This is a genomic window from Paraburkholderia sp. D15, from assembly GCF_029910215.1.
Lineage (GTDB): Bacteria > Pseudomonadota > Gammaproteobacteria > Burkholderiales > Burkholderiaceae > Paraburkholderia.
Window position 1 is genome coordinate 716923 of sequence record NZ_CP110395.1, and the last position, 15177, is coordinate 732099.

General features: G+C 63.1%; 19 protein-coding genes and 1 riboswitch. Of the genes, 9 read left to right on the forward strand and 10 right to left on the reverse strand.

Going from position 1 to position 15177, the window contains the following annotated elements:
• Positions 1-14: 14 nt before the first annotated feature.
• The 6 genes from tolB to ydfG all read right to left on the reverse strand — a co-directional run bounded on the left by tolB (position 15) and on the right by ydfG (position 5028).
• A complete protein-coding gene (tolB, locus tag LFL96_RS03090; protein WP_280997888.1) occupies positions 15-1307 on the reverse strand; it encodes a Tol-Pal system beta propeller repeat protein TolB in 1293 nt (430 codons plus the stop codon).
• A 140-nt stretch (positions 1308-1447) separates the two neighbouring features.
• Positions 1448-2458: a cell envelope integrity protein TolA gene (gene tolA, locus LFL96_RS03095; RefSeq protein WP_280997890.1), complete on the reverse strand. Its 1011-nt coding sequence runs from the start codon at positions 2456-2458 to the stop codon at positions 1448-1450.
• Positions 2455-2901, reverse strand: coding sequence for a protein TolR (gene tolR, locus LFL96_RS03100; RefSeq protein WP_280997892.1), 447 nt, complete (start codon positions 2899-2901; stop codon positions 2455-2457). The genes tolA and tolR overlap by 4 nt, the downstream gene beginning before the upstream one ends.
• Before the next feature lie 10 nt (positions 2902-2911).
• Positions 2912-3589 carry a protein TolQ gene (tolQ, locus tag LFL96_RS03105; RefSeq protein ID WP_007179119.1) on the reverse strand — a complete coding sequence of 226 codons (678 nt, stop codon included), beginning with the start codon at positions 3587-3589 and terminating at the stop codon, positions 2912-2914.
• A gap of 154 nt (positions 3590-3743) precedes the next feature.
• Positions 3744-4223: a tol-pal system-associated acyl-CoA thioesterase gene (gene ybgC, locus LFL96_RS03110; protein WP_281000892.1), complete on the reverse strand. Its 480-nt coding sequence runs from the start codon at positions 4221-4223 to the stop codon at positions 3744-3746.
• A gap of 58 nt (positions 4224-4281) precedes the next feature.
• Positions 4282-5028, reverse strand: coding sequence for a bifunctional NADP-dependent 3-hydroxy acid dehydrogenase/3-hydroxypropionate dehydrogenase YdfG (gene ydfG, locus LFL96_RS03115; RefSeq protein WP_280997906.1), 747 nt, complete (start codon positions 5026-5028; stop codon positions 4282-4284).
• Between the two features lie 238 nt (positions 5029-5266).
• A riboswitch (ZMP/ZTP riboswitch) is annotated at positions 5267-5375 on the forward strand.
• Positions 5376-5541: 166 nt separating this feature from the next.
• Between ydfG and glyA the strand changes: the two genes are divergently transcribed.
• The 7 genes from glyA to LFL96_RS03150 all read left to right on the forward strand — a co-directional run bounded on the left by glyA (position 5542) and on the right by LFL96_RS03150 (position 10411).
• Entirely contained in the window at positions 5542-6789 is a 1248-nt protein-coding gene (gene glyA / locus LFL96_RS03120) for a serine hydroxymethyltransferase (RefSeq protein ID WP_280997908.1), read from the forward strand.
• A gap of 6 nt (positions 6790-6795) precedes the next feature.
• Positions 6796-7278 (forward strand): transcriptional regulator NrdR, encoded by a 483-nt coding sequence (gene nrdR / locus LFL96_RS03125; protein WP_280997910.1) that lies wholly within the window; start codon positions 6796-6798, stop codon positions 7276-7278.
• A gap of 204 nt (positions 7279-7482) precedes the next feature.
• Entirely contained in the window at positions 7483-8043 is a 561-nt protein-coding gene (locus LFL96_RS03130; RefSeq protein WP_280997912.1) for a GspH/FimT family pseudopilin, read from the forward strand.
• A 23-nt stretch (positions 8044-8066) separates the two neighbouring features.
• A complete protein-coding gene (locus tag LFL96_RS03135; RefSeq protein WP_280997914.1) occupies positions 8067-8486 on the forward strand; it encodes a hypothetical protein in 420 nt (139 codons plus the stop codon).
• Positions 8483-9295 carry a PilW family protein gene (locus tag LFL96_RS03140; RefSeq protein ID WP_280997916.1) on the forward strand — a complete coding sequence of 271 codons (813 nt, stop codon included), beginning with the start codon at positions 8483-8485 and terminating at the stop codon, positions 9293-9295. The genes LFL96_RS03135 and LFL96_RS03140 overlap by 4 nt, the downstream gene beginning before the upstream one ends.
• Before the next feature lie 164 nt (positions 9296-9459).
• On the forward strand, positions 9460-9960 hold the full coding sequence (locus LFL96_RS03145; RefSeq protein ID WP_348638411.1) for a hypothetical protein: 501 nt from the start codon (positions 9460-9462) through the stop codon (positions 9958-9960).
• A 10-nt stretch (positions 9961-9970) separates the two neighbouring features.
• Positions 9971-10411, forward strand: a complete 441-nt coding sequence (locus tag LFL96_RS03150) for a type IV pilin protein (RefSeq protein ID WP_280997918.1) — start codon at positions 9971-9973, stop codon at positions 10409-10411.
• Between the two features lie 77 nt (positions 10412-10488).
• On the opposite strand, the gene LFL96_RS03155 is transcribed toward LFL96_RS03150, so the two are convergent.
• The 3 genes from LFL96_RS03155 to LFL96_RS03165 form a co-directional block, all read right to left on the reverse strand.
• The gene (locus LFL96_RS03155) at positions 10489-10968 is read right to left on the reverse strand and encodes a DUF3318 domain-containing protein (protein WP_280997920.1); all 480 of its coding nucleotides are present in this window, start codon (positions 10966-10968) and stop codon (positions 10489-10491) included.
• 79 nt (positions 10969-11047) lie between these two features.
• Positions 11048-11434 (reverse strand): phage holin family protein, encoded by a 387-nt coding sequence (locus LFL96_RS03160; RefSeq protein WP_280997922.1) that lies wholly within the window; start codon positions 11432-11434, stop codon positions 11048-11050.
• Positions 11435-11603: 169 nt separating this feature from the next.
• Positions 11604-11906, reverse strand: coding sequence for a DUF883 family protein (locus LFL96_RS03165; RefSeq protein WP_028198798.1), 303 nt, complete (start codon positions 11904-11906; stop codon positions 11604-11606).
• Between the two features lie 359 nt (positions 11907-12265).
• On the opposite strand from LFL96_RS03165, the gene LFL96_RS03170 reads away from it, so the two are divergent.
• A complete protein-coding gene (locus tag LFL96_RS03170) occupies positions 12266-12904 on the forward strand; it encodes a peroxiredoxin (RefSeq protein WP_280997934.1) in 639 nt (212 codons plus the stop codon).
• A gap of 166 nt (positions 12905-13070) precedes the next feature.
• On the opposite strand, the gene LFL96_RS03175 is transcribed toward LFL96_RS03170, so the two are convergent.
• On the reverse strand, positions 13071-14261 hold the full coding sequence (locus LFL96_RS03175) for an acyl-CoA dehydrogenase (RefSeq protein WP_280997936.1): 1191 nt from the start codon (positions 14259-14261) through the stop codon (positions 13071-13073).
• Between the two features lie 111 nt (positions 14262-14372).
• Here LFL96_RS03175 and LFL96_RS03180 point away from each other — a divergent pair, with 111 nt between their 5' ends.
• Positions 14373-15161, forward strand: a complete 789-nt coding sequence (locus LFL96_RS03180) for an IclR family transcriptional regulator (RefSeq protein WP_280997938.1) — start codon at positions 14373-14375, stop codon at positions 15159-15161.
• Positions 15162-15177 lie beyond the last annotated feature (16 nt).

The window sequence follows — 15177 nt, forward strand, 5'->3', positions numbered from 1 at the left end:
TTATTGCATCAACGTTATTGCATAAACGGGCCCCAGGACGGCTCGCGTACGCTGCCGCCCTGAACGGACAGGACCTGCCGAGTGCGACCATCGGTCGATACTGCGGCCAACACGCCACGGCCGTTCACCTGTGTGGCGTAAAGAATGTACTGACCGTTCGCCGCGAAGCTCGGCGATTCGTCATGTGTCGTGTCCGTCAGGCCTGTGGCGGTGTTGCCTTGCAGGTCCTGGATATAAAGCTTGAACCCGCCGCCGACGCGCGAGATATAAGCGAGCTGTTTGCCGTCCGGGCTGACGCGCGGGCTGGTGTTGTAGCTGCCCGTGAAGGTGACGCGTTGCGCGGCGCCGGCGCTTTCGCCGCCGACCGGCATCTTGTAGATCTGCGGCGCGCCGCCACGGTCGCTCGTGAAGTAGATCGACTGGCCGTCAGGAGAGAAGCACGGCTCGGTATCGATCGAGCTGCCTTGCGTCAAACGACGCAGGCCGCTGCCGTCCGCATTGACGGCGAAAATCTGCGTATTGCCGGTGCGCGACAGCGCGACGGCCAGCGTGCGGCCATCGGGCGACCATGCCGGCGCGCTGTTGTTGCCCTTCTGATCGGAGACGATCACGCGACGGCCCGTGGGCAGGTCGTGGATGTAGACGATCGGCTTCTTCTTCTCGAACGAAACATACGCGACCTTGGTGCCGTCGGGCGACCATGCCGGCGAGATGATCGGCTCGGGGCTCGACAACGCGATACGCGCGTCCTGGCCGTCCGAATCCGAAATCTGCAACTGATAGCGGCCGCCGGTCTTGATCACGTACGACAGGCGCGTGGCGAATACGCCGCGGCCGCCCATCAATTTCGCGTAGATGTAGTCCGCGACCTTGTGCGCGCTCATGCGCAAGCCGCTTTCCGGGCTCACCAGCACGAGGCCGCCAAGGCTTTCGCCCTTCACGGTGTCATACAGTTTGAAACGCACTTCGAACTGGCCGTTCGGCAGGCGGTTCACGCTACCCGACACGAATGCATTCGCACCCTTGGCCTTCCAGCTGCCGAGATCGACGGAATCGGTCTCGGAGACCGGCGTCGAGCCCGCATCGATATTGGTGAATTTGCCGCTGCGTTGCAGATCCTGACGCACGATCGTGCTGACCTGCTGCGGCGAGTTCGCCTCGTTGGCGAAATTCGCCGTCGCGATCGGAAACTGGGTCGACCCGACGCCCGTCACGAGGACGTTGAGTTGTGCGTTGGCGGCTCCGCCGACGGCGATCAGGCACGACGCTACCAGTGTCCGCAGGCCTAGCTTGGTCATCAAACTCATGCTGTATGGTTTCCCCAAAAAACGGTTTTACTAACACTTCACGACAGCAGACAGACCCGAAAACAACTAATTCGTTCCCGGTCGCACCGCGCTGGGCGGGGCGCTGGGTCTGCTGTCAACTGACTGACATGCTGCGGAAATCAACCAGCCGGCTTCAAGGTAATCAGGAAGCTGGTCGGCGTCTTGCCGTTGATATCCTGCGGCATCGGGTCCGTACGCTGGACGGCGCGTAGCGCTGCGTCGTCCCACGCCGAGTTGCCGCTACTGCGCTGAATCGTTGCGTCGAGCAGCGTACCGGTCGGCGAGCAGCGCACGGAAACCACCGTCTCCAGACCGGCCGTTTCACCACCCCAGGAAATGTGCGGACGCACAGCGCGACGGACCTTGTCCGAGTAACCCGGCGACGTGGCGGTCCCACCCGAGCCACTACCCGTCCCACTCTTGCCAAGCCCATCGGTCGAGCCCGTACCGCCGGCTATACCTTGCATCATCTGCGCGAGGCGAGCACGGCGCTCGGCATCGACCTTCTTCGCTTGCGCGGCGGCGTCGGCTTGAGCCTTCGCTTTCGCTGCCTTCTGCGCATCGGCCTTTTTCTGCGCTTCGGCTTCAGCCTGCTTCTGCTGTTCTTTCAGTTGCTGCTGCTTCTGCTGCTCGGCCAGTTGCTGTTGCTTGAGCTTCTCGGCCTGCTGCTGTTGTTGCTGTTGCTGCTGTTGTTGAAGCTGTTTCTGCTTCAGCGCCGCAGCCTTCTGCGCGGCCTGGTCGGCGGCCAGTTGCTGCTGACGTTTCGCCTCGGCTTCCTGCTGCGCCTGCAGCTTCTGCTGACGCAACTGTTCGGCCAGCTGAGCCTGACGCGCCGCTTCCTGCTGCTGGCGTTTCTTTTCCTGCAGCGCGATGTCGGCCTGTTCGTCCGGCACCGGCGGGGTAGGGGCGACCTGCACGGGCGGCGTCGGAACGGGACGCGGAATCGCCGTATCCGGCACTTCGGTCCACAACTCCGCTTCCGCGCCTTCCGGCGTGCTGTTTTGCCACTGGATGCCGTGATACAGAAAAAACCCGAGCAGCGCATGCATCACCAGCGCGAACACAAAGGCTCGCCCTGTGCCGCGTTCACGCGGTGGCTGGAGCGGGTATTCGGAATTCTTGCGGATCATTGCGATTTGACGAGCAAGCCGACGCGTTTGACGCCTTGAGCCTTCAGCTCGGACATCACGTTCATGACGACTTCGTATTTCACGGTCTTGTCGGCGGCGATCACGACGGGCTGATCTGGATGCGATTGTGCGCGGTCGGCGATGAAACCGTGCAGGTCGGCCTTCGTCATGTCTTCCTGCTGCTGCGCGCCGGAATCGTCCTTGTACTTGACGTTCATGTTGCCGTCCGCGCGGATGTTCACGATCACGGGCGGCGTTTGCTGTTGCGGCGCGGCGCCGCCGACGGTGGGCAGATTGACGATCGACGGAGCGACGAGCGGCGCGGTGACCATGAAGATCACGAGCAGCACGAGCATCACGTCGATGTACGGCACGACGTTGATGTCGGCCATCGCGCGGCGTTGCCGGCTGCCGCGCATGCTGGAGGAACGAGAGCCTGCCATCGTGAACCCCTTACTGTGCCTGGCGCTGCAGGATGTTCGAGAACTCTTCGATGAAGGTCTCGAAGCGGATCGCCAGACGGTCGATGTCGTGCGCGTAGCGGTTGTACGCGACCACGGCCGGAATCGCGGCGAAGAGGCCGATCGCGGTGGCCGTCAGCGCTTCGGCGATGCCGGGCGCGACGTTCGCGAGCGTAGCCTGCTGAACGTTGGCGAGACCGCGGAACGCATTCATGATCCCCCACACCGTGCCGAACAGACCGATATACGGGCTGACCGAGCCGACCGACGCGAGAAACGCGAGGTTGGCCTCGAGCACGTCCATTTCACGCTGGAACGCGGCGCGCATCGCGCGGCGCGCGCCGTCGAGAATCGCGCCCGGATCGTTCAGGCGTTTTTCCTTGCCTTTCAGAAATTCGCGCATGCCGGATTCGAAAATGCGTTCCAGCGCGCCGATCGTGTGACGGTTGTTGGCGGCGCTTTGATAAAGCGCCTGCAGGTCGCCGCCCGACCAGAAATCGCGTTCGAAGCGTTCAGTCTGCGCGCGCGCCCGGCGGATCGCAAACCACTTGCGGAAGATGAAGGTCCACGACAACAGCGACAGCAACAGCAGCAGCGCCATCACGGCCTGCGCCAGCAGGCTCGCATTGAGTACGAGTGAAACGATCGACAGATCTTGTGTAGTGTTCATAAAGGTTCGTTTTAACGTCCCGGGAGGGGGCGTCCGGCTGCAAGGTCACTCGAAGCTTTCCGTGGGCAAAACGGAAGCATCGGCAAGTTGCAAGCCGAACCATGCTTTGTGTTGCTTGATCGGTATGAGTTCACTGGCCCCGTAACAACGGAGTTCAGTCGTTGTCCGTTGACATGCGGCCGCCGCTCACGCCCGGCCCACGGCGCAAAGCGGCCAGAACCGGCGCGGGAATCGCGGCCGGCCGCAGCACCTTGCGATCGACGCAACCGACCCGGATCGAACCGGTAGCAAGCAGCGTGCCGTCGCGCCAGGCTTCCTGAACGAAATCGACCGAGGCCCGGCCGATCCGCTCGATCCGGCTCACCACGTTGATCACGTCGTCGAGCCGCGCCGGCGCGCGATAGTCGACCGCCGTGCTGCGGACGATAAAAATTGCACCGGTTTCCTCAGCGAGGCGATTCTGGTCGACGCCGCACGCGCGCAGCCATTCGGTGCGGGCCCGTTCGAAAAACTTCAGGTAATTCGCGTAAAACACGATACCGCCGGCGTCGGTGTCTTCGTAGTACACACGGATGGGCCATGTGTAGCCGATTTCCGCGCCGGGCTGGCTGGTCGACATATTCATGCGGCGCATTTTACCGGAACGCATAACCCGAGGTCTGTTTCAAAGTGTGCGCCCCGCCCGGCAAGCCTCAGCCGCGATGCACGCTCAAAGCCGAGAACGATTGCGCGACCGGCATCAGTTCGATCGTGTTGATGTTGACGTGGGCCGGCCGCGTCGCGATCCAGTAGATCGAATCGGCGATGTCTTCGGGCGTCAGCGGCTGGACGTTTTCGTACATCTTCGCGGCCTTGTCGTCGTCGCCGCGGAAACGCACGTTCGAAAATTCGGTGCCGCCGCACAGACCGGGTTCGATGTCGGTCACGCGCAATGCGGTGCCGGCGAGATCCGCGCGCAGGTTCAGGCTGAACTGACGCACGAAGGCCTTGGTGGCGCCGTACACGTTGCCGCCTGCGTATGGCCAGTTGCCGGCCGCCGAACCGAGATTGAAGACGTGGCCGCGATTGCGCTCCACCATGCCGGGCAGCAGCGCGTGCGTGACCTGCACGAGACCCGTGCAATTGGTCTCGATCATGGTGTGCCATGCGTCAAGGCTGGCTTTCTGCGCCGGCTCGACGCCGAGCGCCAGGCCGGCGTTGTTGACCAGCACGTCGATCGCGGCGAATTCGGCCGGCAACGAGCCTGGTACGGCTTCGACGGCGGCGCGGTCGCGCACGTCGAGTTCGTAGGGCAGGAGAGCGTCGCCGAGTTCGTCGGCCAGCTCCTGCAGGCGGTCCTTGCGGCGCGCGGTGGCGACGACCCGATGGCCGCCCTTGACGAAAGCGCGAGCGATGGCGGCGCCGAATCCCGCGGATGCTCCGGTGACGAAGACGATCATTTCAGTTCCCTGGTCGGTTAACGAGAAAGGCACCAAGCCTACTTGCAATGCGGCGCTGCGGCAAGGATGCACCAGCCGTATGAAGGGCTCCGGCAGGGACGCGCAGCGGGCCTGCGGCGCATCCTCGCCGGACGACTGAAAGCCGTGTCCGGCGGGCATCGCGCCAGGCCCGGGAACGCGCATGGACGCGAGATCGAGCCGGTTGCCTATTCGATCCTCTTCCAATAAACTAACGCGCTCATCCCTGCGTGACTGGCGATAGAACCGGTTCAAGCAACCGGATTCAAGGTGGAGCAACCCACCGTGAAGCGCGGGGTGCCGTTTTGCCGTTCGCCTGGGCAGCTGTGATCCGCGCGCTTTGATCTGCGCTGACGGTGGCTGTCCTGCCTCGCGTGTGCGGCGACTCTTCATTCGCCACGTCAGGGCTGGCCCAGCCGCCAGCAGCGCTGCGTACCCTCTACGCAAGATTCGGCGCACGATCCGGTCAACCTGAACACATTCAACGGAATCCGTATGTTTGACAGAGCCCAAAGCACCATCGCCAACGTCGATCCTGAACTCTGGAAAGTGATCGAGCAGGAAAACCGCCGTCAGGAAGAGCATATCGAACTGATCGCGTCGGAAAACTACACGAGCCCGGCCGTGATGGCCGCCCAAGGCTCGCAACTCACCAATAAATACGCCGAAGGCTATCCGGGCAAGCGCTATTACGGCGGCTGCGAGTACGTGGACGTCGCGGAGCAGCTCGCGATCGACCGCGTGAAGGAACTGTTCGGCGCCGAAGCGGCCAACGTGCAGCCGAACTCCGGTTCGCAGGCAAACCAGGGCGTGTTTTTCGCCATGCTCAAGCCGGGCGACACGATCATGGGCATGAGCCTCGCACATGGCGGCCACCTGACGCACGGTTCGCCGGTCAACATGTCGGGCAAGTGGTTCAACGTGGTGAGCTACGGGCTGAACGAAGCGGAAGACATCGACTACGACGCCGCCGAGAAGCTCGCGCAGGAACACAAGCCGAAGCTGATCGTCGCTGGCGCGTCGGCATTCGCGCTGCGCATCGACTTCGAACGCCTGTCGAAGATCGCCAAGTCGGTCGGCGCGTACTTTATGGTCGACATGGCGCACTACGCCGGTCTGGTTGCCGCGGGCGTGTACCCGAACCCGGTGCCGTTCGCCGATTTCGTCACCACCACCACGCACAAGAGCCTGCGCGGCCCGCGCGGCGGTGTGATCCTGATGAAGGCCGAGTTCGAGAAGCAGATCAACTCGGCGATCTTCCCGGGCATTCAGGGTGGTCCGCTGATGCACGTGATCGCCGGCAAGGCCGTTGCGTTCAAGGAAGCGCTGTCGCCGGAGTTCAAAGTTTATCAGCAGCAGGTGGTCGAGAACGCGCGCGTGCTGGCCGAGACGCTGGTCAAGCGTGGTCTGCGGATCGTGTCGGGTCGTACCGAAAGCCACGTGATGCTGGTCGATCTGCGTGCGAAGAAAATCACCGGCAAGGCTGCTGAAGCCGCGCTGGGCGCCGCGCACATCACCGTCAACAAGAACGCGATCCCGAACGATCCGGAAAAGCCGTTCGTGACGAGCGGCGTGCGTCTCGGTTCGCCGGCCATGACCACGCGCGGCTTTGGCGTCAAGGAAGCGGAACAGGTGGGTAACCTGATCGCCGACGTGCTGGACAACCCGGAAGACGCGGCCACGATCGAACGTGTGCGCGGCCAGGTCGCCGAGCTGACCCAGCGTTTCCCGGTTTACCGCTAAGCCGCCATGCACTGCCCTTTTTGCCGTCACGCCGATACGCAGGTTGTCGACTCGCGCGTATCCGAAGACGGCGCGACGATTCGCCGGCGCCGTCGCTGCCCGGCCTGCGACAAACGTTTTACGACGTATGAGCGGGTCGAGCTGGCGTTGCCGTCGGTCGTCAAGAAGGATGGCAGTCGCACCGAATTCGATCGCCGCAAGATCGTCGCGAGCATGCAACTGGCGCTGCGCAAGCGCCCGGTTGCGGCGGACGCGATCGACGCGGCGGTCGCCCGCATCGAGTATCAACTGCTCGGTAGCGGTGAGCGCGAGGTGCGTAGCGAGCGTCTCGGCGAACTCGTCATGAACGAGTTGCGCGCGCTCGATACGATTGCCTACGTTCGTTTTGCCTCTGTTTATCGGCGCTTTGAAGACGTCTCCGAGTTCGAAGACGTGATCGAAGAGTTTCGCCGCGCGTCTTCTCCTCCCAAGCCTACCCGTAAGCGCTGATTTCAGGCGCGCATCGCGCCGCGTTCCGGTTTCAGTCTCTCTCAGCGTTGTTTCGCGCATCGTTAGCTCCCGCTTCGTAGTGGATCGGTCGCGTGCATTGTTGCGCGCCATGGCGTCCTAAAACCACCTGGCCATTCGGCCGATTGTTGACCCGTTCGCGAACCGCTAGATTGGCGGCATTCTTTGCAACGATCAGGATTCCGGATGAACCAATATGCTGTCCGTAGGCCGACGTGCGCGGGGGTGACGCTCGTCGAAACGCTGGCGGTGATTGCCCTGCTGGCGGTAGTCGCAACGCTGACGGTGCCGTCGTTCCTCGCGTGGCACGTGCGGGATCAGGTGGATGCGCGAGCGAAGGCGCTGGCGTCGACGCTCGCGTATGCGCGCAGCGAGGCATTGCGCCGAGGTATGCGCGTAACCGTTTGCCGGATCGATGCGGCGCGCCGCTGCCTTGCCGCCGGTCAGCCGTGCGCGAATGGTGTCGTCGACTGGTCCTGCGGCTGGGCGGTCATGGCGGAGCGAAGCGGCACGTTTTCGCTGCTGCGTGCGCATCCGCCACTCAGCGCGGTGAGCATCGGCGGTACACAGACGAATCTGACGTTCACGCCGCCGGCAGGGCAATTGATCGGCACGTTCCGCAGCTTCGATATCGCGCCGCGCACGCCGACGAGTGCAATGCAGGGCAACGCATGGCATCGGTGTATCCATATTGCCGCGGGCGGTCGCGTGCGCGTCGTGGAGAACGCTTGCGGAGCCGTGTCATGAGAAAGAACTTACGCAGGTTCCGGATGCGTCGCCGAGATGTCGCGCGTCGTGGTAGCTCGCTGATTGAAGTGATGCTGGCCGTGGGGGTGATGGGAGTGACCGCGTTGGGATTGATTGCCGGCCAGTTATGGACTGCGCGGGAAGCCCGCGCCATGTCGATGCGCGAGCAGGCGGCGTGGATCGCGGATTCTGTTGCGGAGGCCATGGTCAATCCGTCCGCCGGAGACGCCGCGCTCAGGCAATGGAGTTCGCGAGCGGCAGCGCTTTTACCGCACGGGAAGGTGTCGGTGGATACGAACGGCGGTGCGTTCGCCGCGCGCGTGACGTGGGCATCCGTGCGCAACTCGCCGCCTTCCGACAACATCATCGACAAGCCCGAGTCTTGTGGCGCAGTCGACGCACCGGCCGGCTTCTCGTGCGTCGCGTTGGCGTTCGCGAAATGAGGCGGCGGCTATTTCTCGCGCCGGGCCACACGCTGCTGGAGTTCGTGATCGCGGTTGCGCTGGGGCTGCTGGTCACGGCTGCTGCCGTTTCGCTTTACACGGCACAGCGCACCGCGTTCGATCAGGCCAGCGACGCAACGCGGATTCGCGAAGCCGGTTTGACCGCGCTGACGCTGATCGGTCAGCAACTGCAGATGGCTGGATTCGTGCCGGCGGACGTCGTGCGTTACGACGCGCCCGCGCCATTGTTCGGCTGTTCAGGCGGGCGGCCGACAGGTGCCGATGTCAGCCCGGGTTGCGAGTCGCTGCCGAGCCGCTCGGATGGTGTTCTGATTCGCTACGTGGGCGACAACATATCGACATGGGCATCCACGGCAGGGCAGGTCACCGACTGTCTCGGTCAAGCCGTGACGACCAGCCATGCCGCGCTCGGCGACCGTGGCGTACCGGTCGTGAACCGCTATTTCGCGCGGGTCAGTACCTCCACCGGAGAGCCGGAGCTCTATTGCGAGGGCAACGGCAAGGCGGGATCGGCACAGCCGCTGGTCGAGGGTGTCGAACGTGTGCGGCTCAGGTACTGGCTGGCGGATCGCGCGGACGCGATCGAGGCATCGGCGGTGACGGCGGGTCAATGGAGCAGCGTCGTCGCGGTGGATCTTTGCGTGCTGGTGCGGGGCGCGGCGCGTGCGCAGCATGGGCGATACGTCGATTGCGACGGCGTCAGCGCTCTCGTTCCCGATGGCCGCGCGCGGCAGGCCTTCTGGCGGCGAGTGGCGATACGCAATTCGGTGTCGGGGGTGTCGCTGTGATCGCGCGTCGAACGGGGGCAAGCGTGGGCCTTACCGCCGCAGACGCGGTGAGTCGCCATGCCAGGCGAGGTGAACGGTGTTGCGAGCGCTGGTGTTTTATCAGTGGGCCGCATGATGGGCGGAAGCGCTTTCGCTGGAAGCATCGCGGCACAGTCCTTCCCATCGTGTTGCTGATTGCCGCGCTGATGCTGGCGACATCCGCGGCATGGTTCGAAAGCTCGCTCGCCGCAGCGCGTGGCGCTGGCAACGTTCGTGACTATCTGCAAGCGTTTCACGCTGCGGATTCGGCGCTGACGTCATGTGCGCGCGCAGTCGTTGCGACGGCCGCAGTCGAAGACGCAGATTCACATGACGGTGTAATCGGTGCAGGTTCGACACCCGCAACACCCGCAACACCCGCAGAACCAACGCAATGGAAACTTCAGACCGCGTTCGAAGCCGCCGCCATCACACCCGTTTCGCAATGGCCCGGTTCGCTGCGTCCACCGCAGTGTCTGATCGAAGCATGGCGCCTGGCCACCCGCCCGGATGCGCGTGCATATCTCGTGACGGCGCGAGGATTTGGGCGAAACAACGACGCACAGGTCTGGTTGCAAACGGAGCTTGTGTTCGACAACCAAAAAATCGAGCGTCACTGGCGACGTATCGTCGCGAGGCCGTTTTGAAGGGAGGGATATGACACGTACGCGTCGATCCGCATTCACGTTGCTGGAACTGGTGATCGTGCTGGCGATTGCCGCTACGCTGGCCTCGTTCGCCGTGCCGTCTTACCGCAATCACATTGCCCGCACGCATCGAATCGATGCCGCATCGGCGCTATTCCGGGCGGCGCAATTTGTCGAAGGCGTGACGAGCGGCGAGGTATCGAGCCTGCCAGCTGGGATGGATCAGGCACCGCAGTCCGGCACGCCGGTCTACCGCCTGCGCATGCTCGCGGCGAACGATACCAACGGCGGCTATTCTCTGGAAGCCACCCCGGTCGATTCCGGACCGATGTACGACGATCGCTGCGGCATCTTCACGCTGGACGCGACGGGACAGCGAGGCAATAGAAGCGGGAGTGGTGGCGGCAGCGAACCAACGCCGCCCATAGGCGAATGCTGGAACACAAGCTAAAGCATCGCTGGAACTTGGAACGTCAGCAGAGACGAGAGGAACGGGGGGAGGCAGGGAAAACGGCAACACAAATTCCGTCAATTCGAATTAACGTTCTGCTCATCGCCTGCATTCGAATTAGCCGCCGAATCCCGCTTCATCTGCTGCCAGATTCGAAACGCTTCCCACCCGGCGAGGGCAAGGCTGCCCCACTTGAGCGCAGGTTTTGCACCGGCAGCGATCGTCGCGCGCAATGGCTTCGCGAGGACCATCGAAGCGATGGAACTGATCAGCGGGTATTCCTTGAGCAGCGCGCCGATGGTCCCCGCGTTCAGCATGCCGCCCTTCGCACCGCGCCCGACGCGCATGCCGCCAAAACCCGGCACAAGAAATTTGAGCCAGCTGAAGTGTGTGACCGCTTGCCGCAGTTCGATGGTCGCCTGAGCGAGTTCCATCCGCTCGACGTCCGCGCGCACCAGCAGCAATTCCTTGCGCAATGCCCGCAAATGCGGCGCGCTCAGATCTTTCGCGTGATGGCGCTTGTTACGGAAAGCGGTATCGGAGTGGATCTGGCTCATGGCGTGTCGGGGTGCGTTGGGCGTTGAGCGCGTCGAAGACGGCTGTGACGGTGGGTGACGGGATCGGCGAACTCGAGTGTCACGGTTTGCGAAACACGTCGCGGTCCTTTTCGAATTCGGCGATGGTCGCTTCGAACACCATGGGCGCATTGCGCAAACCGCTGCGCGCTTTCAGCGCACAGGCGAGGCCCGCAATCGCATAGACGGCGGTAATGCCGGCGAGCGCCTGCCAACGGTAGGTGTCCCAGAACGCGATCGCGATCAACGCCGTCAGCGCGATCAGCGCCATGGTGGCGAGCATCATGGCGGCGAGGCCGAGAAACAGCACGGCGAGCAGACGGTCTTTTTCCTCGGCGAGTTCAATGCCGATCAGTTCCAGCCGCGTCTGCAGGATGGCAAACACGGAGCCGAAAATGCGGCGCAACGGGCTATGTTCTCCGCGCTGCGATTGTGTTTCGATCGTCATGGCTGTGGGCGTTGCGCGTGATGACTTCCCCGGCGCGCGTGCGGGCTGGCGGAAGCCGACCGGCCGGACTTGCGCCGGTCAATTCGAATCGCCGGCGCGCCGAATCGGGCATGCACGTGACATGCTTCGATCCGATGCGACGCCAGCCTGATGCTTACGTAATACCCGCTTACTTGCGGTTGATCAGCAAGCCCAGCAGCACGCCCGCGCCCGCGGCGATGCCGATGGATGCCCACGGATGCTCATGCACGTAGTCGTCGGTAGCGCGAGCGGCCTTCTTGCCTTTCTCGACCACCACGACCTGCACGTCAGCCGCTTTTTCCTTGGCCTGCTTCAGGCGCGTGAGCGCCGTTTCACGCAGTTCCGAAGCGCGCTCGCCCGTGGCGCTCGCGGCCTGTTTCAGCAGATCTTCAGCGTCCGCGAGGACGGTTTTGATATCCGACATCAATCTCTCCTTGTTGACTTCCGACATTGACAGCTCCCCTTCGTCTCACGCCACGCGTGAATCGTAACCAAAGAAACGGTCGCTGGCGAGCGCAGTGCCCGGTACGTTCGAAGCGAACGCACGAACCGTTCCCGGCTGAGGCGAAGCCATGAAAACGCTACCACCCGCAAGACATGCAGGAAAGTTTGCCTACGATGGAGTTGATCTGTCCCGCAAAGTTTCCACTAAAACGGTGAAAATTACAAAAACGCATAAAGTAGTGACGCGATGTTTGTTCGCCGAGCACGTCGCGTCCCGTATGCTTTAAATTTGCGGGGTCGCGGGCATGAGCTCGCGCGGACTGTCCGAACCGAACATCGAAACCGAACACCTAAAGGAGATGCATCATGAGTCTACGTCTTGGCGATATCGCACCGGATTTCGAGCAGGAGTCGAGTGTAGGTCGCATCAAGTTCCACGACTGGCTGGGCGATAGCTGGGGCGTGCTGTTCTCGCACCCGGCGGACTTCACGCCGGTCTGCACGACCGAACTCGGACTCACCGCCAAGCTGGCCGACGAATTCGACAAGCGCAACGTGAAGACCATCGCGTTGTCGGTCGACAGCGCCGAGTCGCACAAGGAATGGATCAAGGACATCAACGAGACGCAGGCCGCCAACGTCGGCTTTCCGATTCTCGCCGACGGCGATCGCAAAGTCGCCGAACTGTACGACATGATTCATCCGAACGCGAATGAGACGCTGACGGTGCGCTCGCTGTTCGTGATCGACCCGAAGAAGAAGGTGCGGCTGATCATCACGTATCCGGCGAGTACGGGCCGTAACTTCGACGAAGTGCTGCGCGTGATCGACTCGCTGCAGCTCACCGACAACCATTCGGTGGCGACGCCGGGCAACTGGAAGCAGGGTGATGACGTGGTGATCGTTCCGTCGCTGAAGGACGAGGAAGTCATCAAGCAGAAGTTCCCGAAGGGCTACAAGGCACTGCGTCCGTATCTGCGCATGACGCCGCAGCCGAACAAGTAAGCGCGGCATGACGCGGATCGCAAGTCGATCGGGTCAGTCAACGCTTCGCTAGCGCTTTCGAAACCAGGCGCCCAACAACAGAGGGCCGGTTCTCGCAGGAGAACCGGCCCTCTGTTTTATTCAAAGCCGTTGCAATTCAAAGCCGCCGCGGATCAGAACCCGCGCCTCAAAAGAACGCCTGAATCCCCGTCTGCGCGCGCCCCAGAATCAGCGCGTGAATATCGTGCGTGCCTTCATAGGTATTCACCACTTCCAGATTCACCAGATGCCGCGCGATGCCGAATTCGTCCGAAATGCCGTTGCCACCCAGCATGTCGCGCGCGAGCCGCGCGATGTCCAGCGCCTTGCCGCACGAATTGCGCTTCATGATCGACGTGATCTCGACCGCCGCGGTGCCTTCGTCCTTCATGCGGCCAAGACGCAGCACGCCTTGCAGGCCGAGCGTGATTTCCGTTTGCATGTCGGCAAGCTTCTTTTGAATCAGCTGGTTGGCGGCAAGCGGCCGGCCGAACTGCTTGCGATCGAGCACATACTGACGCGCCGTGTGCCAGCACGCTTCGGCCGCGCCGAGCGCGCCCCACGCAATGCCGTAGCGCGCTGAATTCAGGCAGGTGAACGGACCGCGCAGCCCGCTGACTTCAGGGAAGCGGTTTTCTTCCGGCACGAACACTTCGTCCATCACGACTTCGCCGGTGATCGACGCGCGCAAGCCGACCTTGCTGTGAATGGTCGGCGCCGACAACCCCTTCCAGCCTTTTTCGAGGATAAAGCCGCGAATCGCGTCCTTGCCGTTTTCCTCGAGCTTCGCCCACACGACGAACACGTCGGCGATCGGCGAATTGGTGATCCACATTTTTGCGCCCGACAGCGAGTAGCCGCCGTCGACCTTCTTCGCGCGCGTCACCATGCTGCCCGGGTCCGAACCGTGGTTCGGTTCGGTCAGGCCGAAGCAGCCGATCCACTCGCCGCTCGCGAGCTTCGGCAGGTATTTGCGTTTCTGCGCCTCGGAGCCGAATGCGTGGATCGGCACCATCACCAGCGACGACTGCACGGACATCATCGAGCGGTAACCGGAATCGACGCGCTCGACCTCGCGCGCAATCAGCCCATAGGCGACGTAGTTCAGGCCAGGACCGCCGTACTCCTCCGGAATGGTCGGGCCGAGCAGCCCGAGTTCGCCCATTTCGCGAAAGATCTCGATGTCGGTCTTCTCATGGCGGAAAGCTTCGAGCACGCGCGGCTGCAGCTTGTCCTGCGCGTAGGCCGCGGCGGCGTCGCGCACCATGCGCTCGTCTTCGGTGAGCTGCTGATCGAGCAACAGCGGATCTTCCCAGTGAAACTGCGCGGCCTCGGCCATGATCTATCTCCTGATTCCTGACTTCATGCTGGACTGAAACGGGGTTATGCTTGACTTGAGTTCCGCTATGCGAAACAATGTTTTGCAAATCACGATCGAGTGTATCACCCCATGGCGCCTCAATCTACTCCGGCTGACCCGCTCGACGAGCGCAAATTCGTCGTCGCCCTGGCGCGCGGGCTGGATCTGCTGCGCGCGTTCAAACCGGGTGAAACCATGCTGGGCAATCGCGATTTCGTCGAACGCACGGGTTTGCCGAAGGCGACGGTCAACCGTCTCGCCTACACGTTGACGGTGCTCGGCTATCTGCGGCTCGACGAAACGCTGGGTAAGTACGCGCTGGATGCCGGCGTGCTGTCGCTCGGTTTCGCGCTGCTGTCGGGCACCGACACACTGGAGCTCGCGCGGCCGCACATGCGCACTTTCGCGCGCGAGGTCGGCGCGGCGGTGTCGCTCGGTTGCCGCGATGGGCTCGACATGATCTATCTGGAGACGATCCGCAGTGAAACCGCGCTGACGCTCGGCCTCGCCTCGGGCTCGAAACTCTCGATGCTGACGAGTTCGATGGGCCGCGCGTATCTCGCGGTGCAGCCCGTCGACGTGCGCGCCGCGTTGCTGGCCGAACTCACGAAAGCGGCCGGCCCCGAGGAAGGTGCGGCGCTCGCCGCCGATGCCGAAAAGGAAATCGCCGCCTTCGCCGACGAGCGCTGCTGCTATTCGTTTCGCGCGTGGCACGACGACGTGAACGCGGTCGCGGTGCCGTTTCGCGAGCCGCGCGAGGGCCGCTGGCTCGTGCTGAGTTGCAGCGGGCCGGCGTCGTCGATGGGAGAAGAGGTGTTTCGCGAGAGCGTGGGGCCGCGATTGAAGGCACTCGCGCGGCGTCTGGGCGATACGGGCTGAAGCGCCGCCGTCATCA